This window comes from Pseudomonas sp. DNDY-54, assembly GCF_019880365.1.
In the GTDB taxonomy this organism is placed as follows: domain Bacteria; phylum Pseudomonadota; class Gammaproteobacteria; order Pseudomonadales; family Pseudomonadaceae; genus Stutzerimonas; species Stutzerimonas stutzeri_P.
In genome coordinates this window covers 3388326-3407253 of the sequence record NZ_CP082271.1, presented here as the reverse complement: position 1 = coordinate 3407253, position 18928 = coordinate 3388326, and the positions used below count along the sequence as shown (strand labels likewise).

The following is an 18928-nucleotide window of genomic DNA, read 5'->3' as shown; positions in this document are numbered from 1 at the left end:
CTAAGTCAGGTCGCGGTGGCGGACCTGGACGTTCTTCAAGGGGTCGCGCAGCGCCTCACCCAGCCGCTCAGCCAGATAGACCGAGCGGTGGTGGCCGCCGGTGCAGCCAATGGCAACCGTGACATACGCACGATTGCTTGCAGCGAACCGCGGAAGCCATTTACTCAGATAGGCATGGATATCGTGGAACATCTCGTCTACGTCTGCCTGCGTCGAGAGGTAGTCGATGACGGGTTGGTCCAGGCCAGAAAAATCCCGTAGATCGGCTTTCCAGTACGGGTTGGGCAGGCAACGCACATCAAAGACCAGATCCGCATCCACCGGCATGCCGCGCTTGAATCCAAAGGACTCGAAGAGAAACGCTGTGCCTGGCTCGGGCTTGTTCAGCAGGCGCAGCTTCAGCGTGTCACGTAGCTGATAGAGGTTGAGGTGCGTGGTATCAATTTTTAGATCAGCGTGATCGATGATGGGCGCTAACAGCAGCTCCTCGTCATGGATCGCCTCTGCCAGTGAGCGATTCTGATTGGTCAGCGGGTGCCGCCGACGCGTCTCCGAGAAGCGCTTGAGTAACGTCTCGTCTGCAGCATCCAGGTACAGCACGTCGCACTGGATATATCGGGCGCGCACATCTTCGAGCAGCTCGGGAAATCGTTTCAGTTGGCTGGGTAAATTGCGTGCGTCGATGGATACCGCCACTTGTGGCTGCAGCAACTCCGTGTGCAGCAGCGCTCGCTCCGCCAGTTCCGGCAGAAGGCCGGCGGGCAAATTGTCAATGCAATAGAAGCCATTGTCTTCAAGTACGTTGAGCGCGGTGCTTTTGCCGGACCCGGAGCGACCGCTGACGATGATCAGGCGCATGCAGTGGGTGGCACGAAGGCCAAGATGCCTCGCTTGAGGCTGCTTGGGAGAGATGAGCGTTGGCAGGTTTGGGGCACGTGTCTCTTCCTCACTCAGCGTGGGCGGCAAAACACCGCTCTGCTAGCGACCGCTTTGAATATCGACAATGGCTTGATACAGATCCTGCCCCGACGTGGCCTGCCGCAGGCGTTCACGCACCTCTTCGCGGTCCAGCATGCTAGCAATCTGACGAAGCAGTTCGAGGTGCTCGTCGGTGGCCGCTTCGGGCACGAGTAACACAAACAGCAGATCGACGGGAGCGCCGTCGATGGCATCAAAGTCTACTGGCGTGTCGAGCCGCAGTACGGCACTGAGGGGCGATACACAGCCAGGCATACGGCAATGAGGAATGGCAATGCCATTGCCGAAGCCGGTTGAGCCAAGCTTCTCGCGGGCAATGAAACTCTCGAAGATAGTCTGCGAGTCCAGATCGGGGAGATCCTGGCCGAGCACCTTAGCGATCTGTTCCAGGACGCGTTTCTTGCTACCACCCGGGACGTTCACCAAGGAACGTCCGGGGGTCAGAATGTTTTCGATTCGGATCATGATGGGTCAGCGAGCAAGTAAGCCCTGGTTATGGTCGAGCTGTTTTTCTTTGTGCTTGATAAGTTGCCGGTCAAGTTTGTCGGCAAGCAAATCTATGGCCGCGTACATATCGCTGTGTTCGGCGTTGGCAATGACTTCGCGTCCGGCTACATGCAGTGTGGCTTCGGCTTTCTGCTTGAGCTTTTCGACCTGAAGGATCACTTGGACGGCAATGATGCGGTCGAAATGTCGCTCCAGTCGGTCGAACTTCTCCTCAACGTAGTCACGCATGGCTTCTGTGATTTCTAAGTGAAGGCCAGTGATGTTGATTTGCATACTGCATCTCCTTTTCTGCCACTTGCGATTCGGCGGGCTAAAACGCCCGCCACCGAAAGAAATCGAACAAGTCGCCTGGGCATCTACATCAACCGCTTGCGCTCGCTGGATGGTGCAATACCGAGTGATTCGCGGTATTTGGCGACGGTGCGGCGTGCAACATTGATACCTTGTGCCTCCAGTAGACCAGCGATCTTGCTGTCGCTCAATGGCTTTTTAGGGTTTTCCGCGGCGACCAGCTTCTTGATGATTGCCCGTATCGCTGTGGACGAGCATTCACCGCCTTCGGCTGTGCTGACATGGCTTGAGAAGAAATATTTCAGCTCGTAGATGCCGCGCGGGGTATGCATGAATTTCTGCGTTGTGACCCGCGAGATCGTCGACTCATGCATCCCTACTGCCTCCGCGATATCGTGTAGCACCAGCGGTTTCATGGCTTCATCCCCATGCTCGAAGAAGCCGCGCTGGTGTTCGACGATCTGCGTGGCAACCTTCATCAGCGTCTCGTTGCGGCTTAGCAGGCTCTTGATAAACCAGCGTGCCTCTTGCAGCTGGTTGCGCATGAAGGTGTTGTCAGCGCTGGCATCGGCGCGTTTGACGAAACCGGCGTACTGCGCATTGACACGCAGGCGGGGCATGGCATCCTGATTCAGCTCAACCAGCCAGCGGCCGTTGTGCTTGCGAACGATCACATCGGGTACAACGTATTCCGGCTCACCCGCTTCGATTTGCGAGCCGGGTCGCGGATTCAATGTCTGGATCAGATCGATGATCTGGCGCAGCTCGTCTTCTTTGAGCTTTAGGCGGCGCATCAACAGGCTGTAGTCGCGACCGCCGAGAATCTCCAGGTGATCACTCACCAGCCGGAGTGCCTCGCTTAGCCAGGGAGTTCGCTCGGGAAGCTGGCGAAGCTGCAGTAACAAGCACTCTCGCAAATCCCGCGCCCCGATACCGGCCGGTTCAAACTGTTGGATGCGGCGCAGTACAACCTCCACCTCATCGAGCTCGATTCCCAGTTCTGGATCGAATGACTCAAGCACCTCTTCAAGGGTTTCGTCGAGATAGCCCTGAGGGTTGATGCAGTCGATCAGGGTGGCGGCGATGAGACGATCGGTGTCGCTCATGGGGGCGAGGTTGAGCTGCCAGAGCAAATGGCTTTGCAAGCTTTCGCCCGTTGAGGTCCGGCTGGTGAAATCCCATTCGTCGTCGTCACTGCTGGGCAGGCTGCTGGCGCTCGTCTGGTAGATATCTTCCCAGGCGGTATCTACGGGCAACTCTTCGGGGATGCGGTCCCCCCAGTCGCCTTCCTCGAGGTTCTCCACCGTATTGATGGGCTCCTCATAGTGAGCGTCTGGTTCGGCCGTCTCGGTGGAGGTGCTCTCTGATTTTTTTTCGACGGACTCCGCCATTGGATCGGAGTTGTCGAAGTCGTCTCCATCCTCTTCGCGTTCGAGCATCGGGTTGGAGTCCAGCGCTTCCTGAATCTCCTGCTGAAGATCGAGGGTGGAGAGCTGGAGTAATCGTATGGCTTGTTGCAGCTGCGGAGTCATCGTCAGCTGCTGGCCCATCTTCAGGACTAGCGATGGTTTCATGGCAGAGGACTTCGAACCTTATTTGCCGGCGCAACCGCGCCTGTTCCGATTTCGCTGGCGCAGCTGGCGCCAACGTAAGCAAATTATATGCCTGCTTGAGAAGCCTTTGCCTAGCCCTAGACGACCGTCTCGGTGGAAAAAAGCAGGATCAGAGTCTGAATTCGTGTCCGAGGTAAACTTCTTTGACCAGTTGATTGGCCAGGATCGTCTCTGCATCACCTTCGGCAATCAGTTGACCATCGTTGACGATGTAAGCGGTTTCGCAGATGTCCAGCGTCTCGCGGACGTTGTGGTCGGTGATAAGCACACCGATTCCTTTGGCCTTGAGGTGGTGGATGATCTGCTTGATGTCGCCAACAGAGATCGGGTCGACACCGGCGAAGGGTTCATCCAGGAGAATGAACTTGGGTGCGGTAGCCAACGCGCGGGCAATCTCGACACGACGCCTTTCACCACCAGACAGGCTCATGCCCAGGCTGTCGCGAATGTGATGAATATGAAATTCCTGCAGCAGGCCTTCCAGCGCCAGCTGTCGCCCGTTGCGATCAAGATCCTTGCGTGTTTCAAGGATCGCCATGATGTTGTCGCTCACGGATAGCTTGCGGAAAATCGAGGCTTCCTGAGGCAGGTAGCCAATTCCAGCCCGAGCGCGACCGTGCATGGGCAAATGCGTGACATCCTGGTCGTCGATCAGTACCCGACCCTGATCAGCCTTGACCAGGCCGACAATCATGTAGAAGCACGTGGTCTTGCCCGCTCCGTTCGGGCCAAGCAAGCCGACAATCTGTCCGCTATCGATGGACAGGCTGACATCACGTACGACCTGGCGACTCTTGTAGCTTTTGGCTAGATGCTGGGCTTTGAGGGTCGGCATTACTCAGTCTGCTCCGTTGCCGGCTGATCTTTCTTGCGCGGCTGGATGACCATGTCGACCCGGGGGCGGGGAGTGGTGACGTCGGTATTGGTAGCGCGGCCTGCGTTGACGATCTGTCGTTGGGTGTCATAGACGATTTTCTCGCCTTCAAACGTATTGCCTTCCTGGACGACTTTTGCCTGATCGATCAAGACGATGCGCTCGTTCGCGGCAAAATACTGGATGGTCAGGCCATACGCCTTGACGATTTCTTTGTCCGCTGCCGGCTTCTGCTCGTAGTAGGCGGGTTTGCCGATGGAGGTGAAGACCTCAACATCGCCATTCTCGTTCTGGGTAATGGTGACGGTGTCGCCAGTGATTTTCATCGTCCCCTGTGTGATCACCACATCGCCGCGGTACACCGCAACACCCTGGCGGTCATCCAGCTCCGCCGTATCGGCCTGGACGCGGATCGGTTGATTGCGGTCTTCAGGAAGCGCATGGGCATACGAACCGAGCAGAAAAATACTTAAACCGATCAGAAGGGGGAGAGTTTTAACGCAGCTCATGCTGGCCTCTTACATTGGATAGCAGGAGCATCCTGCCTTCGTCTAGATACGCTTTCATACCCGTGGCGGTGGTTACGCCGTTTGCGGCGACGATTCTAACGGGTTGGCGGGTCTCGGCATAATCCTTCTCGGGAAGAACGGTCATCCGGCTGGTGGTGACGATCGTTGGGCGTCCCTTTGCATCGGTGCGTTCGATCCTGACGTTGTCGATCAGCTCGACTTCGTCCCCCTTGGGGCCGACCTCGCCACGCTCACTGGTCACGTGCCAAGGCAGCTCAGTACCCCGATAGGAACGTATATCGGGCCGGGTCAGCAGGCTGACGTCGCTGGCTTTGATGTGCTCGACCTTCTCTGCAGTCAGCTCGTAGTTGCGCTTGCCATCCGCCTGGTATTGAACGGTCCGGGAGTTGATGACGTAGAAATCGATGGGCGATGCCTGTCCCTGAGCCACGGGCACATCCTGCATAAAGCTCTCGGGCCGTATGTTCCAGTAGCCAATCGCGATCAACAGCAGCGCGATCAGCAGCAGAATGGCGGGGCGTCGGATTTTACTGAGCATTGAGACCTCTAGAGATAGGCAGCCTGAGCGGCTTCGAGGCTGCCTTGGGCGCGCATGATCAGTTCGCAGAACTCGCGTGCCGCACCCTCACCACCGCGAGCGGCAGTAACCCCGTGCGCATGCTGGCGTACAAAGGTATCTGCGCTGGCGACAGCCATGCCCAGGCCGACACGGCGTATCACTGGCAGGTCTGGGAGATCGTCACCCAGATAGGCGACTTCAGCGTAGTCGAGCCCGAGTTCGGCGAGCAATTCATCGAGCACCACCAACTTGTCCTCACGCCCCTGATACAGGTGCTGGATGCCCAGGTTTTGGGCTCGTCGCTCGACAACGGGTGTCTTGCGGCCACTGATGATCGCGGTGCGAACGCCAGAATTGATCAGCATCTTGATCCCTTGACCATCGAGCGTATTGAAGGTCTTGAACTCGCTGCCATCGACAAGAAAGTACAGCTTGCCATCGGTGAGAACGCCGTCGACGTCAAAGATAGCCAGACGGACATCGCGGGCGCGACGAAGTAAGTCGTTCATTACATCACTCCCGCGCGCAGCAGATCATGCATGTTAAGCGCACCAACAGGGCGGTCGTTCTCATCGACTACTACCAGCGCGTTGATCTTATTGTCTTCCATTATTCGTAACGCTTCGGCAGCGAGCATGTCGGCGTTGGCAGTCTTGCCATGGACCGTCATGACCTGATCAATGCTGGCCTGGCGCACATCGATCCCCTTGTCCAGCGTGCGGCGCAAGTCACCGTCAGTGAAGATGCCAGCCAAGGTGCCGTCCGCCTCTAAAACCGCGGTCATGCCGAGCCCTTTCTGGGTCATCTCCAACAGCGCTTCGCGCAGAGAAGTGCCCCGATTGACAAGCGGAAGGCGCGCTCCGGCGTGCATCACATGTTCGACTTTGAGCAGTAGGCGTCGTCCCAGTGCGCCGCCGGGGTGAGAAAAGGCGAAATCCTCGGCGGTGAAGCCGCGGGACTCCAGCAGCGCGATCGCCAGCGCATCACCGAGTACCAGGCTCACGGTAGTCGAAGAGGTGGGCGCCAGGTTCAGCGGGCAGGCTTCGATGGCAACGCTCGCATCGATGTTGACCTCCGCCGCCTTGGCGAGCACAGAATCGGGGTTGCCGGTCATGCTGATCAAGGTGATCCCTAAGCGTTTGATCAGCGGCAGCAGGGTCACGATTTCGCTGGTTGTGCCCGAGTTGGATAGGGCCAGCACAACGTCGTCACGGGTAATCATGCCCATGTCGCCATGGCTGGCTTCGGCCGGATGAACAAAAAAGGCGGTGGTGCCGGTGCTGGCGAGCGTGGCGGCGATCTTGTTGCCGATATGCCCGGACTTGCCCATGCCGACCACGACGACGCGGCCCTTGCATTGAAGGATGAGCTCACAGGCCTTGACGAACTGCGCATCGATGCGGCTCTTGAGTTGCTCGACCGCTTCTATCTCCATGCGGATTGTGCGCTGGGCCGTCTCGATCAGCTGGTTGCTCTGACTCATGTTCGCATCGTCGCCTGAATGAAAACGCGGGATTATAGCGGCAAACCCAGCGCTGCTCACCGAAAAGCTTCGAATGGATCGTCGCCGCTGATACTGAACTCAAGCTGAACGAATATCCGCTCGCTCATGCGCCAATACAGGCGTTTGCTTGGGAGGTCCCGAGGGCGGTGCTATAGTTCGCGCCGCCAAAACGGCTCTGCGAAGTAACTCCGAAAGACCGGAGGGCGTCTGATTCGCAGGCTGTATCCAAGGAGATCCGATGAGCGCCGCCAACGCTAACGCCGTCGAGCTGAAGGGTGTCACCTTCATGCGCGGGGAGCGGAGCATTTTCAACAATGTCGATATCGTCATACCGCGAGGCAAGGTGACGGCCATCATGGGTCCGTCCGGCTGCGGTAAGACCACGCTGTTGCGCCTGATCGCCGCCCAGCTCAAGCCAACCAGCGGCGAAGTCTGGGTCGCCGGGACCAACCTGCCAACGCTGTCGCGCCGCGAGCTGTTCGATATGCGCAAGCAGATGGGCGTGCTGTTCCAGAGCGGCGCGCTGTTCACTGACCTCGATGTTTTCGAGAACGTGGCCTTTCCACTGCGTGTGCATACCAAACTGCCTGAAGAGATGATCCGCGACATCGTCCTGATGAAGCTGCAGGCGGTGGGGCTGCGCGGGGCGGTGGAGCTGATGCCTGACGAGCTGTCCGGTGGGATGAAACGTCGTGTGGCGCTCGCGCGTGCGATTGCGCTGGATCCTCAGATTCTCATGTATGACGAGCCCTTTGCCGGCCAGGACCCGATTGCCATGGGCGTGCTGGTGCAGTTGATCCGATTGCTCAACGATGCTCTGGGTATCACCAGTATCGTCGTCTCTCATGACCTGGCCGAAACTGCCAGCATTGCCGATTACATCTACGTCGTGGGCGATGGGCAGGTACTTGGGCAGGGAACGCCAGCTGAGCTGCGAGCGTCAACCAGTCCGCGTATTCAACAGTTCATGAAGGGCGCTGCGGACGGCCCGGTTCCTTTCCATTTTCCGGCACCGGACTATGCCGAGGATTTGCTGCGAGGCTCCGATGCGTAAACGTTCTTTAGTCGAGCGAATCCGAGCGTTTGGTGAGGCTGGCATAAACGTGATCGCGGCACAGGGGCGCGCGACACTGTTCCTGTTTCATGCGCTGTTTGGGCCCAGTGGGTTGCGCAATCGGTTCTCACTACTTATCCGGCAGCTCTATTCGGTCGGTGTGCTGTCGCTGGCGATCGTTGTGGTATCCGGCATCTTTATCGGCATGGTGCTTGCGCTGCAGGGTTACAGCATTCTGAGCAGCTACGGTTCCGAGCAAGCGGTGGGGCAGATGGTGGCATTGACGCTGCTGCGGGAGCTCGGGCCTGTGGTGACCGCGTTGTTGTTCGCCGGGCGCGCTGGATCAGCACTGGCGGCTGAGATCGGCAATATGAAGTCCACCGAACAACTGTCCAGCCTAGAAATGATTGGCGTCGATCCGCTGAAGTACATCATTGCGCCGCGGCTTTGGGCCGGCTTCATTTCCTTGCCGCTGCTGACCGTAATCTTCAACGTGGTGGGTATCTGGGGCGGCGCGATGGTCGCCGTAGACTGGCTAGGGGTGTATGAAGGCTCGTTCTGGTCCAACATGCAGAACAGCGTCACCTTTACGTCAGACGTACTCAATGGCGTGATCAAAAGCTTGGTGTTTGGCGTGGTGGTTACCTGGATCGCGGTGTTTCAGGGGTACGACTGCGAACCAACTTCAGAAGGTATCAGCCGTGCCACGACCCGGACCGTCGTTTACGCCTCTCTGGCGGTACTCGGCCTCGACTTTATTTTGACCGCCTTGATGTTTGGAGATTTTTGATGCGTATCCGCACCCTGGAAATCGGTGTTGGCTTGTTCCTCTTGGCCGGTGTTCTGGCGCTGCTCCTGCTGTCGCTGCGGGTCAGTGGGCTGAATGTCGATAGCACTGACACCTATAAGCTTTACGCCTATTTCGACAATATTGCCGGTCTCAGTGTCCGATCAAAGGTCACCATGGCCGGCGTGACCATTGGCAAAGTGACTGCGATCGATCTGGACCGCGAGAGCTATACCGGACGTGTCACGCTGGAGGTCCAGAAGGATATCGATATCCTGCCGATGGACTCAACGGCGTCGATTCTGACTGCCGGCTTGCTGGGCGAAAAATATGTCGGCATCAGTGTCGGCGGCGAAGAGGAAACGCTGGGCGACGGCGATACGATTCGCGATACCCAGTCGTCCCTTGTGTTGGAAGAGCTGATCGGCAAATTTTTGCTCAATTCGGTCAATAAAGAGTGAGGAGTATCCATATGATGACTGCCCTGCGCCGTGGCGTGCTGGTGTTGCTGACCGCCTTGCCGATGCTGGCCTTGGCCGCCCCGAGTGCTCACGAAGTGATCCAGAAAACCACGGATGAGCTGCTCGCGGATCTCAAAACGAATAAAGACCAATACCGTCAGGACCCGAACGCCTTCTACGAATCGCTCAACGAGATTCTAGGTCCAGTGGTGGATGCGGAAGGAATCTCACGAAGCATCATGACGGTTAAGTATTCGCGCAACGCAAGCCCTGCACAGATGACGCGCTTCCAAGAGAACTTCAAGCGCAGCCTCATGCAGTTCTATGGCAACGCGCTCCTGGAGTACAACAACCAGCAGATACGTGTGCTGCCGGCGAGCGGCAAGCAAGACGCTGAGCGTACCAGTGTCGGTATGGAAGTCACCGGCCGCCAGGGCGAGATCTACCCCGTGTCCTACACAATGGTCAATCAAGGTGGCGAATGGCGCGTGCGTAACGTGATCATCAATGGCATCAACATTGGCAAGCTATTCCGCGATCAATTCGCAGATGCCATGCAAAAGAATGGCGGCGACCTGGATAAGACGATCGATGGCTGGGCAGAGGTAGTCGCGCGCGCCAAGGACACTGAGGCGGGCCAGCAGGCAGCGGGCGACGATGAGTAACGCGCGTGTCGAGCGGGGAGACAGCGGCGAGCTGCAGCTTTTCGGTGTGCTCGATTACCAGTCCGGCCCGGCTTTGCGCCAGGCCGGTCAAGCCTTGATCCGTGCGGGCAAAGGCGAACGTTTGCTGATCGATTGTTCGTCTGTGGAAAAGTCCAGCAGCGTTGGGCTTTCACTGTTGCTCGCTTTTACCCGCGACGCACGGGCGTCCGAGCGTCAGGTGGAAATCATCGGTGTCCCTGAGGACATGCGCGAAATCGCTAAGGTATCTGGGCTGCTGGAAATCCTTCCTCTGGCAGGCGATTCGGAAGGGGCTATCTGATGCTGCTGCGCTGGGCTGAGTCGGCACGCAGCAAGGTACACGCCGTCGCCGAGTCGCTGGGTAACCTGTTCGTCGAAACCTTTCACTACCTGTCCCTGTTTGCTATCGGGGCGGTTACGGCCTGGGCAGGTCTGGACGCGTTTCTGGGAATGCTCGACAAAGGCAGCATCAGTGTTGACGACATCCTGCTGCTGTTTATCTACCTTGAGCTTGGCGCAATGGTTGGCATCTATTTCAAGACCAACCATATGCCCGTGCGCTTCCTTATCTACGTGGCGATCACTGCGCTCACGCGTTTGCTGATTTCCGATGTTTCGCACCATCATCGACCCGACATGGGCGTCGTCTATATTTCAGGCGCGATTCTGCTGCTGGCCGTGGCGATCCTCGTGGTGCGCTTTGCTTCTTCGAAGTTTCCCGCGGTAACGGCGGGCAATCGACACCCGCGCCGGCCGGATAGCGAGGCGGAGACCCTCGAGTAGTGAGCTTCGTCACCCCAAGCGGCTTCGGGGTTCGCAGCTCAAGGGCTTTTTTGTATGATGGCCGGCCGCGCGCGTCCGGCGCCGATCGAGGTTGAACATGCAGGCCGTAGAAGTTAAGAATTTCCTGGAAGAGAAGCTTTCAGGCGCACAGGTGGAAGTCGAGGGCGAAGGCTGCAACTTTCAGCTGAACGTGATCAGCGACGAGTTGGCTGGTCTGAGCCCGGTCAAGCGGCAACAACAGATCTATGCCCACCTGAACCCCTGGATTGCGGACGGCAGTATTCACGCCGTCACGATGAAGTTCTTCAGCCATGCCGACTGGCTTGCACGTAGCTGATTGCCGGTTGCGACATACATTTTCAGCCCGTGCGCCGTCATTGACGCCGCGTACGGCTCTTCTTCGCCAGCGCTTCGAGCCTGCGGGTTACGGGAACATCCATGGATAAATTGATTATTACCGGCGGTGCGCGCCTTAATGGCGAAATTCGTATCTCCGGTGCCAAGAACTCGGCTCTGCCCATCTTGGCAGCCACCTTGCTGGCCGATACGCCGGTAACCGTTTGCAACCTGCCACACCTGCACGACATCACCACCATGATCGAACTGTTCGGCCGTATGGGCGTACAGCCGGTTATCGACGAGAAGCTCAGCGTAGAAGTGGATGCGAGCAGCATCCAGACGTTGGTGGCGCCCTACGAGCTGGTCAAGACCATGCGCGCCTCGATTCTCGTCCTCGGCCCGATGGTTGCGCGCTTCGGTGAGGCAGAGGTCGCCCTGCCGGGTGGTTGCGCCATCGGATCGCGACCTGTTGACCTGCATATCCGCGGCCTCGAAGCGATGGGCGCCCAGATTGATGTCGAAGGCGGTTACATCAAAGCCAAGGCGCCAGCAGGTGGTTTGCGTGGCGCGCACTTCTTCTTCGATATCGTCAGCGTGACCGGTACCGAGAACATCATGATGGCGGCGGCGCTGGCCAATGGCCGCAGCGTGCTGGAAAACGCCGCGCGTGAACCTGAAGTCGTCGACCTCGCCAATTTCCTCAATGCCATGGGTGCCCAGATCACCGGTGCGGGCACCGACACCATCACCATCGATGGCGTCAAGCGTCTCGGTGGCGGCCGCTACAGCGTGATGCCCGATCGCATCGAGACGGGCACATACCTGGTCGCAGCCGCAGCAACCGGCGGTCGTGTAAAGCTCAAGGACACCGATGCAACCTTACTCGAGGCGGTGCTGCATAAGCTCGAGGAAGCGGGCGCTTTTATCGATACCGGCAGTAACTGGATCGAGCTGGACATGAAAGGTAATCGACCGAAAGCGGTGAATGTTCGCACAGCGCCGTACCCCGCGTTCCCGACCGACATGCAGGCGCAGTTCATTGCCATGAATGCGGTGGCCGAAGGTACTGGTACGGTTATCGAGACGGTGTTCGAAAACCGCTTCATGCACGTTTACGAAATGAACCGCATGGGCTCGCAGATCCTGGTCGAGGGGAATACCGCTATCGTTACCGGCGTACCGAAGCTCAAGGGCGCTCCGGTCATGGCGACTGACCTGCGCGCATCGGCGAGCCTAGTCATCGCCGGGCTGGTTGCAGAGGGCGATACGCTCATTGATCGCATTTATCACATCGACCGTGGATACGAGTGCATCGAGGAAAAGCTGCAGCTGCTCGGCGCCAAGATTCGCCGCGTACCGGGCTAGCTAATGGCTAAGGGCCGCAGCCGCTAGCGCATAGTGCCGGCGGCTGCGATCAGCCCCGCGAACGCCAAGGCCAACGCCAAGGTTGGCAACAACAGGCACCAAGGAATATCCGTCCATGCTCACCATTGCCCTGTCCAAAGGCCGCATTCTCGACGACACGCTTCCGCTGCTTGCCGCGGCCGGTATCGTCCCGACCGAAAATCCAGAAAAGAGCCGCAAACTGATCATCCCGACTACGCAGGATGATGTGCGTTTGTTGATCGTCCGTGCGACGGATGTGCCGACCTACGTCGAGCACGGCGCGGCGGATCTCGGGGTGGCCGGCAAAGATGTGCTGATGGAATACGGTGGCCAAGGGCTGTACGAGCCGCTGGACCTCAAAATCGCTAACTGCAAGCTGATGACGGCTGGCAGAGTTGGTGCGCCAGCGCCCAAAGGGCGTCTGCGGGTCGCTACCAAGTTCGTCAATGTCGCCAAGCGCTACTACGCCGAGCAAGGTCGTCAGGTGGATATCATCAAACTGTATGGGTCGATGGAGCTCGCGCCGCTGGTGGGCCTGGCTGACACCATTATCGACGTCGTGGATACCGGTAATACGCTCCGGGCTAACGGGCTGGAGCCGCAGGAACTCATCGCCATGATCAGTTCGCGACTGGTGGTCAACAAGGCGTCAATGAAAATGCAGCATGCGCGCATTCAGGCGCTTATCGATGCGCTGCAGAGCGCCGTTGCGCAGCACGCTTAACGTTCGCCTGGCTCCTGCGCAGCCGATTCGCCTATGCAGGCCATAGCCGAAATTCTCAGGTGCCCGCGCCGTCGGCTTGTTAACCTAAGGCACCTGAATCAGCCAGTCCGTATCTTCCGTGAGGCCCGCTATGACTGCTCCCATCGACATTCGCCGACTCAATGCTGCTGATCCTGAGTTTGCTCGGCACCTGGATCATCTGCTGAGCTGGGAGAGCGTTTCTGATGATGGCGTCAATCAGCGTGTGATGGAGATCATCAAGGCCGTACGTGAGCGCGGGGATGCGGCGTTGGTTGAGTTGACTCAGCGTTTCGACGGGCTCGAGGTCGCCTCCATGACCGATCTGATCCTGCCCCGTGAGCGCCTCGAGCTGGCGCTCACCCGAATCAGCCCGGCCCAACGCCAGGCGCTGGAAGCCGCGGCAGCGAGGGTCCGTAGTTACCATGAAAAGCAAAAACAGGATTCATGGACGTACACCGAAGCCAATGGCACCGTGTTGGGCCAGAAGGTCACCCCCCTTGATCGTGCTGGACTCTATGTGCCGGGTGGTAAGGCTTCATACCCGTCTTCAGTATTGATGAACGCCATTCCGGCGAAGGTGGCCGGAGTACCCGAGGTGGTCATGGTTGTGCCCACCCCTCGCGGTGAGATCAACGAGCTGGTGCTGGCGGCGGCCTGCATTGCCGGGGTCGATCGGGTCTTCACCATCGGCGGAGCCCAGGCGGTCGCTGCGCTGGCCTACGGCACCGAGAGCGTGCCGCCAGTGGACAAGATCGTCGGGCCGGGCAATATCTATGTCGCCACTGCCAAGCGTCACGTGTTTGGCAAGGTTGGGATCGACATGATCGCCGGGCCGTCTGAGATCCTGGTGGTCTGCGACGGTCAAACCGACCCGGACTGGATTGCCATGGACCTGTTTTCCCAGGCCGAGCACGACGAAGATGCGCAATCGATTTTGGTCAGTCCGGACGCGGCATTTCTTGACCGAGTTGCCGAAAGCATTGGCCGCCTGCTGCCGACGCTGGAGCGCCGTGAGATCGCCCGCGCATCCTTGCAGGGTCGCGGGGCGCTGATTCAAGTCGCTGACATGCAGCAGGCAATCGAGGTGGCGAATCGCATTGCGCCAGAGCACCTTGAACTGTCCGTAGCCGATCCTGAGCAATGGTTGCCGCAGATTCGCCACGCAGGCGCGATTTTCATGGGCCGCTACACTGCCGAAGCGTTGGGCGACTATTGTGCTGGCCCAAACCACGTACTTCCCACGTCAGGAACCGCTCGATTCTCGTCACCGCTCGGTGTTTACGACTTTCAGAAACGCTCGTCGATCATCAATTGCTCGGCCGAAGGCGCATCTGAGCTGGGCAAGATCGCCTCAGTGCTGGCACGGGGCGAGTCCTTGACCGCTCACGCACGCAGTGCCGAGTATCGAATTAAGCACTAGCGAAAAACACACCTGCTGAGTACACGCGTTTTGCCTGTCCGCTTTGGTCAATCGGGCCGTGTTATACGCGTAGCCGTGTTCCGTCTGATGGCAAACAATTCATGTTTTGAGGAGTGAAGGGCAGATGAGCAAATTTTGGAGCCCTTTCGTCAAGGACCTGGTCCCCTATGTTCCAGGGGAGCAGCCGAAGCTGATCAACCTGGTCAAGCTCAACACTAATGAAAACCCCTATGGCCCATCGCCGAAGGCGATCGCGGCGATGCAGGCCGAGCTAGGCGACAGCTTGCGGCTGTATCCAGACCCTAATGGCGAACGCCTCAAGTGCTCAGTTGCTGACTTCTATGGGGTGCAACCGAGCCAAGTGTTCGTTGGCAACGGATCGGATGAGGTGCTCGCCCATGCCTTTCATGGCCTGTTTCAGCATGGGAAGCCCTTGCTGTTTCCCGACGTGACCTACAGTTTCTACCCTGTTTACTGCGGCTTGTACGGTATCGACTATGAAACCGTTAGGTTGGATGAACGATTCCAGATCGATGTCGCTGACTATGCTCGACCCAACGGTGGGATCATCTTTCCCAACCCCAATGCACCGACTGGATGCGCGTTGGCGCTCGACGCTATAGAACGGTTGCTTCAGGCGAACCCCGATTCCGTTGTGCTGGTGGATGAGGCCTATATCGATTTTGGTGGCATTTCGGCCGTTGCGTTGGTGGATCGCTATCCGAACCTGCTGGTCACCCAGACGCTTTCGAAGTCACGGTCATTGGCGGGGCTCCGAGTCGGTTTGGCTATCGGGCATCCGGACCTGATCGAGGCGCTGGAACGCATCAAGAACAGCTTCAACTCCTACCCGCTGGATCGCATTGCGATTGCCGGCGCGGCAGCTGCGTTCGAAGACCGCGCTTATTTCGAGCAGACCTGTCGGCAGGTAATTGCTAGCCGCGAGTCGGTTACCGCAGCAATGGAAGCGATGGGCTTCGAGGTGCTGCCATCAGCGGCCAACTTCGTGTTCACCCGTCATCCACAGCACGACGCTGCGACGCTGGCTGCCGATCTTAGAGAGCAGGGCATCATTGTCCGCCACTTCAAGCAGCCGCGGATCGAGCAGTACTTGCGAATTACCATTGGCGCGCCGGAACAGAATCAGGCATTAATCGGTGCGCTTAAAGGGATTGTCTAGACGACGCGCCGCAACCGGAAGGTTGCGTGCGCACTATTGAGGGCTTTTCTCTACCAGTGGGCGCATCCCCACCTCAGCGGTCAGTGTCAGCGGCGTACCGTTGCGAAGTATATCGATATCGATCATATCGCCCGGCCGTGCGCGGGCAACCTGATTCATCGAGGTGCGGCCATCGCTCGCCTGATGGCCATCAATGCTAAGAATCAGGTCGCCCGGTCGCAAGCCTGCGCGCTCGGCGGGCCCCTCTCGATAGACGCCTGCAACGACGATCCCTGGTCGACCCGCCTGACCGAAGGATTCCGCCAGCTCCGGCGTCAGGGATTGCACTTCCACCCCGAGCCAGCCGCGAATCACCTGGCCATGCTCGACGATAGATTTCATCACGTCCATGGCGAGCTTTACGGGAATGGCGAAACCGATGCCTTGCGAACCACCGGATTCGGAAATGATCGCCGTGTTGATGCCGATCAGATGACCCGCGGTGTCGACCAGCGCGCCACCGGAATTGCCGCGGTTGATGGCCGCGTCGGTCTGGATAAAGTCTTCATAAGTATTGAGCCCCAGCTGGTTGCGGCCGGTCGCGCTGATGATGCCCATAGTCACGGTCTGGCCCACCCCGAACGGATTTCCGATCGCCAGTGTCACATCGCCGATGCGGATGCCATCGGAGCGCCCTATGGTGATCGCCGGCAGGTCAGCCAGATCGATTTTCAGCACTGCAAGATCCGTTTCCGGATCGCTGCCGATGACTCGCGCAAGCGTTTCGCGGCCATCGCGCAACGCCACCACGATCTGCTCAGCGTTGGCAGTGACGTGATTGTTGGTCAGCAGGTAGCCTTCTGGGCTCATGATTACCGCCGAACCCAGGCTGGACTCCATACGACGCTGGCGGGGCAAGTTTTCGCCGAAGAACCGTTGGAATAGCGGATCGTCCTTGAGCATGGGCTTTTCGCTAGCGCTGTCGATCAGCTTGGTGGTGTAGAGATTGGCCACCGCCGGTGCTGCACTACTTACCGCGTTGGCATAGGAATAAGGGCCTTGCTGCGGTATGCCCACCAGCGGTGCCTGCTGCAGGCTGTATTCCGGCTGCGCGTTCATGCCAACTAGGTGGGGGTAGCGCTGAATGATCAGCAGGGCTACCAGCAGGCCCACCAGCAACGGCCAGCCAAAGAAACGCAGGGCATTGATCATCGCAGTTCGGAATCCGGACAGGTTGCGGAGGGCATTAGCGGCCCTTAAGGTGGCGGCATTATACGAAGCCGGCGACGAAATGCAGCTTTGCCGTAGCAAAACTGCGGCGAAAGCATGAGCAAGCTTAATCCCATTTCTATTCGTCCCGGCCGCTGCTGTCGGGCAATCATTAAGGAGGTGCTTTATGGCTGTTGCGCTGACTACGCTGGTGGACGAGGCCGACCGTTACCTAGGCGTAGCCAAGATCTCCGACTATTGCCCAAACGGACTGCAGGTTGAAGGGCGGCCGCAGGTGCGCCGCATCGTGAGCGGTGTGACCGCTAGCCAGGCGTTACTCGATGCGGCGGTCGACGCCCACGCTGATGTCGTCCTGGTCCATCACGGTTATTTCTGGAAAAACGAAGATCCACGCATCGTCGGCATGAAGCAGCGTCGGTTGAAAACGCTGCTTAACAACGACATCAGCCTGCTTGCCTATCATCTGCCTCTGGATGTGCATCCCGAAGTGGGCAACAACGTTCAGTTGGCGCGGATGCTTGGGCTGGTCGTGGAGGGCCCGCTGGAGCCAGACAATCCGCGTTCGGTGGGCCTCGTCGGTTCACTCGACACGCCACTGACGCCCGTCGATTTCATGCGACGCATTCAGACAACGCTCGGGCGCGAGCCCCTGATGATCGAAGGCCCCGCGGTGATCAGGCGGATCGCGTGGTGTACCGGAGGCGCGCAAGGTTATATCGATCGAGCCGTAATGGCTGGCGTCGATGCCTACCTGACCGGAGAGGTCTCGGAGCCCACCGTGCACAGTGCGCGTGAAAATGGGTTGAGTTTTTTCGCGGCCGGGCACCATGCGACGGAGCGTTATGGTGTGCAGGCGCTGGGCGATTATCTGGCGAAGCGGTTTGCGGTCGAGCACCTTTTTATCGACTGCCCCAATCCAGCCTGACACGACTTGAATGCATCGACGGGCCTGCTTACGCGGGAGGCATGGCGGGGTTGCTGCGGTATAAAGCTAGAGCTTTTAGATCTAAGCAGCGGCCTGATTAGAATTTTATGCCGTGTTAAAGTTGCGCCTTCGTTCCGGCCGTGCCGGCCGTCCACCTGCATATTCGTGAGTAGCCATGGTCGACAAACTGACGCATCTGAAACAGCTGGAGGCGGAAAGCATCCATATCATCCGTGAGGTGGCCGCCGAGTTCGACAACCCGGTGATGCTCTACTCCATCGGCAAGGATTCGGCTGTGATGCTGCATCTCGCGCGCAAGGCCTTCTACCCGGGTCGTCTGCCGTTCCCGGTGATGCACGTGGATACCCGCTGGAAATTCCAGGAGATGTACCGCTTCCGCGAGCAGATGGTAAATGAGATGGATCTGGACCTGATCACGCACATCAACCCGGATGGCGTGGCGCAGGACATCAATCCGTTCACTCACGGCAGCGCCAAGCACACCGACATCATGAAGACCGAGGGTCTCAAGCAGGCGCTCGACAAGCATGGTTTCGATGCCGCTTTCGGCGGCGCCCGCCGCGACGAAGAAAAGTCCCGTGCCAAGGAGCGTGTCTACTCTTTCCGCGACAGCAAGCACCGTTGGGACCCGAAGAACCAGCGCCCCGAGCTGTGGAATGTCTACAACGGTAACGTGAAGAAGGGCGAGTCCATCCGCGTCTTCCCCTTGTCGAACTGGACCGAGCTGGACATCTGGCAATACATCTATCTGGAACAAATCCCGATCGTGCCGCTGTACTTCGCTGCCGAGCGCGAGGTCATCGAGAAGAACGGCACGCTGATCATGATCGACGACGAGCGCATCCTCGAGCATCTCACCGATGAGGAAAAGGCACGCATCGAGAAGCGCATGGTCCGCTTCCGTACCCTAGGCTGCTACCCGTTGACCGGCGCGGTGGAATCTACGGCGTCAAGCCTTCCCGAGATCATCCAGGAAATGCTCCTGACGCGTACTTCCGAACGTCAGGGCCGTGTCATCGACCACGATGGGGCAGGTTCGATGGAAGAAAAGAAACGTCAGGGCTACTTCTAAGGATTCC

Annotated in this window: 23 protein-coding genes; 13 read left to right on the top strand and 10 right to left on the bottom strand. The window is 58.5% G+C overall.

From position 1 onward, the window contains the following. The 9 genes from rapZ to K4O48_RS15830 form a co-directional block, all read right to left on the bottom strand. Window positions 1–858, bottom strand: a complete 858-nt coding sequence (gene rapZ / locus K4O48_RS15870; protein ID WP_222909342.1) for an RNase adapter RapZ — start codon at window positions 856–858, stop codon at window positions 1–3. Between the two features lie 120 nt (window positions 859–978). Continuing rightward, window positions 979–1443, bottom strand: a complete 465-nt coding sequence (gene ptsN / locus K4O48_RS15865; RefSeq protein ID WP_222909341.1) for a PTS IIA-like nitrogen regulatory protein PtsN — start codon at window positions 1441–1443, stop codon at window positions 979–981. A gap of 6 nt (window positions 1444–1449) precedes the next feature. After that, complete coding sequence (gene hpf / locus K4O48_RS15860) at window positions 1450–1758, bottom strand: ribosome hibernation-promoting factor, HPF/YfiA family (protein ID WP_222909340.1); 309 nt, start codon at window positions 1756–1758, stop codon at window positions 1450–1452. A gap of 83 nt (window positions 1759–1841) precedes the next feature. After that, window positions 1842–3350 (bottom strand): RNA polymerase factor sigma-54, encoded by a 1509-nt coding sequence (locus K4O48_RS15855; protein WP_222909339.1) that lies wholly within the window; start codon window positions 3348–3350, stop codon window positions 1842–1844. 148 nt (window positions 3351–3498) lie between these two features. Beyond that, on the bottom strand, window positions 3499–4224 hold the full coding sequence (lptB, locus tag K4O48_RS15850; RefSeq protein ID WP_222909338.1) for an LPS export ABC transporter ATP-binding protein: 726 nt from the start codon (window positions 4222–4224) through the stop codon (window positions 3499–3501). Next, on the bottom strand, window positions 4224–4772 hold the full coding sequence (lptA, locus tag K4O48_RS15845; RefSeq protein WP_222909337.1) for a lipopolysaccharide transport periplasmic protein LptA: 549 nt from the start codon (window positions 4770–4772) through the stop codon (window positions 4224–4226). The genes lptB and lptA overlap by 1 nt, the downstream gene beginning before the upstream one ends. Next, window positions 4759–5331, bottom strand: coding sequence for an LPS export ABC transporter periplasmic protein LptC (gene lptC / locus K4O48_RS15840; RefSeq protein ID WP_222909336.1), 573 nt, complete (start codon window positions 5329–5331; stop codon window positions 4759–4761). The genes lptA and lptC overlap by 14 nt, the downstream gene beginning before the upstream one ends. 8 nt (window positions 5332–5339) lie before the next feature. Continuing rightward, on the bottom strand, window positions 5340–5861 hold the full coding sequence (locus tag K4O48_RS15835) for an HAD family hydrolase (protein WP_222909335.1): 522 nt from the start codon (window positions 5859–5861) through the stop codon (window positions 5340–5342). After that, window positions 5861–6835: a KpsF/GutQ family sugar-phosphate isomerase gene (locus K4O48_RS15830; RefSeq protein ID WP_222909334.1), complete on the bottom strand. Its 975-nt coding sequence runs from the start codon at window positions 6833–6835 to the stop codon at window positions 5861–5863. Before K4O48_RS15830 ends, K4O48_RS15835 begins: the two co-directional genes overlap by 1 nt. 259 nt (window positions 6836–7094) lie before the next feature. On the opposite strand from K4O48_RS15830, the gene K4O48_RS15825 reads away from it, so the two are divergent. The 11 genes from K4O48_RS15825 to hisC all read left to right on the top strand — a co-directional run bounded on the left by K4O48_RS15825 (window position 7095) and on the right by hisC (window position 15694). Further along, window positions 7095–7910 (top strand): ABC transporter ATP-binding protein, encoded by an 816-nt coding sequence (locus K4O48_RS15825; RefSeq protein ID WP_222909333.1) that lies wholly within the window; start codon window positions 7095–7097, stop codon window positions 7908–7910. Then, the gene (gene mlaE / locus K4O48_RS15820; protein WP_222909332.1) at window positions 7903–8700 is read left to right on the top strand and encodes a lipid asymmetry maintenance ABC transporter permease subunit MlaE; all 798 of its coding nucleotides are present in this window, start codon (window positions 7903–7905) and stop codon (window positions 8698–8700) included. Before K4O48_RS15825 ends, mlaE begins: the two co-directional genes overlap by 8 nt. Continuing rightward, on the top strand, window positions 8700–9158 hold the full coding sequence (mlaD, locus tag K4O48_RS15815) for an outer membrane lipid asymmetry maintenance protein MlaD (protein WP_222909331.1): 459 nt from the start codon (window positions 8700–8702) through the stop codon (window positions 9156–9158). Before mlaE ends, mlaD begins: the two co-directional genes overlap by 1 nt. 11 nt (window positions 9159–9169) lie before the next feature. Then, the gene (locus K4O48_RS15810; protein WP_222909330.1) at window positions 9170–9823 is read left to right on the top strand and encodes a phospholipid-binding protein MlaC; all 654 of its coding nucleotides are present in this window, start codon (window positions 9170–9172) and stop codon (window positions 9821–9823) included. Continuing rightward, entirely contained in the window at window positions 9816–10142 is a 327-nt protein-coding gene (locus K4O48_RS15805) for a lipid asymmetry maintenance protein MlaB (RefSeq protein WP_222909329.1), read from the top strand. Before K4O48_RS15810 ends, K4O48_RS15805 begins: the two co-directional genes overlap by 8 nt. Continuing rightward, on the top strand, window positions 10142–10624 hold the full coding sequence (locus K4O48_RS15800; protein WP_222909328.1) for a phosphate-starvation-inducible protein PsiE: 483 nt from the start codon (window positions 10142–10144) through the stop codon (window positions 10622–10624). Before K4O48_RS15805 ends, K4O48_RS15800 begins: the two co-directional genes overlap by 1 nt. Before the next feature lie 97 nt (window positions 10625–10721). After that, window positions 10722–10961, top strand: coding sequence for a BolA family protein (locus K4O48_RS15795; protein WP_222909327.1), 240 nt, complete (start codon window positions 10722–10724; stop codon window positions 10959–10961). A gap of 101 nt (window positions 10962–11062) precedes the next feature. Beyond that, on the top strand, window positions 11063–12328 hold the full coding sequence (gene murA / locus K4O48_RS15790) for a UDP-N-acetylglucosamine 1-carboxyvinyltransferase (protein ID WP_222909326.1): 1266 nt from the start codon (window positions 11063–11065) through the stop codon (window positions 12326–12328). 115 nt (window positions 12329–12443) lie between these two features. Continuing rightward, entirely contained in the window at window positions 12444–13073 is a 630-nt protein-coding gene (gene hisG, locus K4O48_RS15785; protein ID WP_222909325.1) for an ATP phosphoribosyltransferase, read from the top strand. Window positions 13074–13203: 130 nt separating this feature from the next. Beyond that, window positions 13204–14514, top strand: a complete 1311-nt coding sequence (gene hisD / locus K4O48_RS15780) for a histidinol dehydrogenase (protein WP_222909324.1) — start codon at window positions 13204–13206, stop codon at window positions 14512–14514. A gap of 124 nt (window positions 14515–14638) precedes the next feature. Beyond that, window positions 14639–15694, top strand: a complete 1056-nt coding sequence (gene hisC, locus K4O48_RS15775; protein ID WP_222909323.1) for a histidinol-phosphate transaminase — start codon at window positions 14639–14641, stop codon at window positions 15692–15694. Window positions 15695–15727: 33 nt separating this feature from the next. Here the strand turns inward: hisC and algW are convergent, their stop codons facing one another. Further along, window positions 15728–16885: a Do family serine endopeptidase AlgW gene (gene algW, locus K4O48_RS15770; RefSeq protein ID WP_222909322.1), complete on the bottom strand. Its 1158-nt coding sequence runs from the start codon at window positions 16883–16885 to the stop codon at window positions 15728–15730. Between the two features lie 184 nt (window positions 16886–17069). On the opposite strand from algW, the gene K4O48_RS15765 reads away from it, so the two are divergent. Further along, window positions 17070–17828: a Nif3-like dinuclear metal center hexameric protein gene (locus tag K4O48_RS15765; RefSeq protein ID WP_222909321.1), complete on the top strand. Its 759-nt coding sequence runs from the start codon at window positions 17070–17072 to the stop codon at window positions 17826–17828. 175 nt (window positions 17829–18003) lie between these two features. Continuing rightward, window positions 18004–18921, top strand: coding sequence for a sulfate adenylyltransferase subunit CysD (gene cysD / locus K4O48_RS15760; protein ID WP_200636524.1), 918 nt, complete (start codon window positions 18004–18006; stop codon window positions 18919–18921). The last annotated feature ends 7 nt before the right edge of the window (window positions 18922–18928 follow it).

What these genes read in the sequence shown, in the direction of transcription:
- lptB (WP_222909338.1), bottom strand. Translation starts at nt 4,224, where the DNA reads ATGCCGACCCTCAAAGCCCAGCATCTAGCCAAAAGCTACAAGAGTCGC.
- K4O48_RS15830 (WP_222909334.1), bottom strand. Translation starts at nt 6,835, where the DNA reads ATGAGTCAGAGCAACCAGCTGATCGAGACGGCCCAGCGCACAATCCGC.
- hpf (WP_222909340.1), bottom strand. Translation starts at nt 1,758, where the DNA reads ATGCAAATCAACATCACTGGCCTTCACTTAGAAATCACAGAAGCCATG.
- K4O48_RS15800 (WP_222909328.1), top strand. Translation starts at nt 10,142, where the DNA reads ATGCTGCTGCGCTGGGCTGAGTCGGCACGCAGCAAGGTACACGCCGTC.
- hisC (WP_222909323.1), top strand. Translation starts at nt 14,639, where the DNA reads ATGAGCAAATTTTGGAGCCCTTTCGTCAAGGACCTGGTCCCCTATGTT.
- cysD (WP_200636524.1), top strand. Translation starts at nt 18,004, where the DNA reads ATGGTCGACAAACTGACGCATCTGAAACAGCTGGAGGCGGAAAGCATC.
- K4O48_RS15765 (WP_222909321.1), top strand. Translation starts at nt 17,070, where the DNA reads ATGGCTGTTGCGCTGACTACGCTGGTGGACGAGGCCGACCGTTACCTA.
- hisD (WP_222909324.1), top strand. Translation starts at nt 13,204, where the DNA reads ATGACTGCTCCCATCGACATTCGCCGACTCAATGCTGCTGATCCTGAG.
- K4O48_RS15855 (WP_222909339.1), bottom strand. Translation starts at nt 3,350, where the DNA reads ATGAAACCATCGCTAGTCCTGAAGATGGGCCAGCAGCTGACGATGACT.
- K4O48_RS15835 (WP_222909335.1), bottom strand. Translation starts at nt 5,861, where the DNA reads ATGAACGACTTACTTCGTCGCGCCCGCGATGTCCGTCTGGCTATCTTT.
- K4O48_RS15810 (WP_222909330.1), top strand. Translation starts at nt 9,170, where the DNA reads ATGATGACTGCCCTGCGCCGTGGCGTGCTGGTGTTGCTGACCGCCTTG.
- hisG (WP_222909325.1), top strand. Translation starts at nt 12,444, where the DNA reads ATGCTCACCATTGCCCTGTCCAAAGGCCGCATTCTCGACGACACGCTT.
- lptC (WP_222909336.1), bottom strand. Translation starts at nt 5,331, where the DNA reads ATGCTCAGTAAAATCCGACGCCCCGCCATTCTGCTGCTGATCGCGCTG.
- K4O48_RS15795 (WP_222909327.1), top strand. Translation starts at nt 10,722, where the DNA reads ATGCAGGCCGTAGAAGTTAAGAATTTCCTGGAAGAGAAGCTTTCAGGC.
- rapZ (WP_222909342.1), bottom strand. Translation starts at nt 858, where the DNA reads ATGCGCCTGATCATCGTCAGCGGTCGCTCCGGGTCCGGCAAAAGCACC.
- mlaD (WP_222909331.1), top strand. Translation starts at nt 8,700, where the DNA reads ATGCGTATCCGCACCCTGGAAATCGGTGTTGGCTTGTTCCTCTTGGCC.
- lptA (WP_222909337.1), bottom strand. Translation starts at nt 4,772, where the DNA reads ATGAGCTGCGTTAAAACTCTCCCCCTTCTGATCGGTTTAAGTATTTTT.
- algW (WP_222909322.1), bottom strand. Translation starts at nt 16,885, where the DNA reads ATGATCAATGCCCTGCGTTTCTTTGGCTGGCCGTTGCTGGTGGGCCTG.
- mlaE (WP_222909332.1), top strand. Translation starts at nt 7,903, where the DNA reads ATGCGTAAACGTTCTTTAGTCGAGCGAATCCGAGCGTTTGGTGAGGCT.
- ptsN (WP_222909341.1), bottom strand. Translation starts at nt 1,443, where the DNA reads ATGATCCGAATCGAAAACATTCTGACCCCCGGACGTTCCTTGGTGAAC.
- murA (WP_222909326.1), top strand. Translation starts at nt 11,063, where the DNA reads ATGGATAAATTGATTATTACCGGCGGTGCGCGCCTTAATGGCGAAATT.
- K4O48_RS15825 (WP_222909333.1), top strand. Translation starts at nt 7,095, where the DNA reads ATGAGCGCCGCCAACGCTAACGCCGTCGAGCTGAAGGGTGTCACCTTC.
- K4O48_RS15805 (WP_222909329.1), top strand. Translation starts at nt 9,816, where the DNA reads ATGAGTAACGCGCGTGTCGAGCGGGGAGACAGCGGCGAGCTGCAGCTT.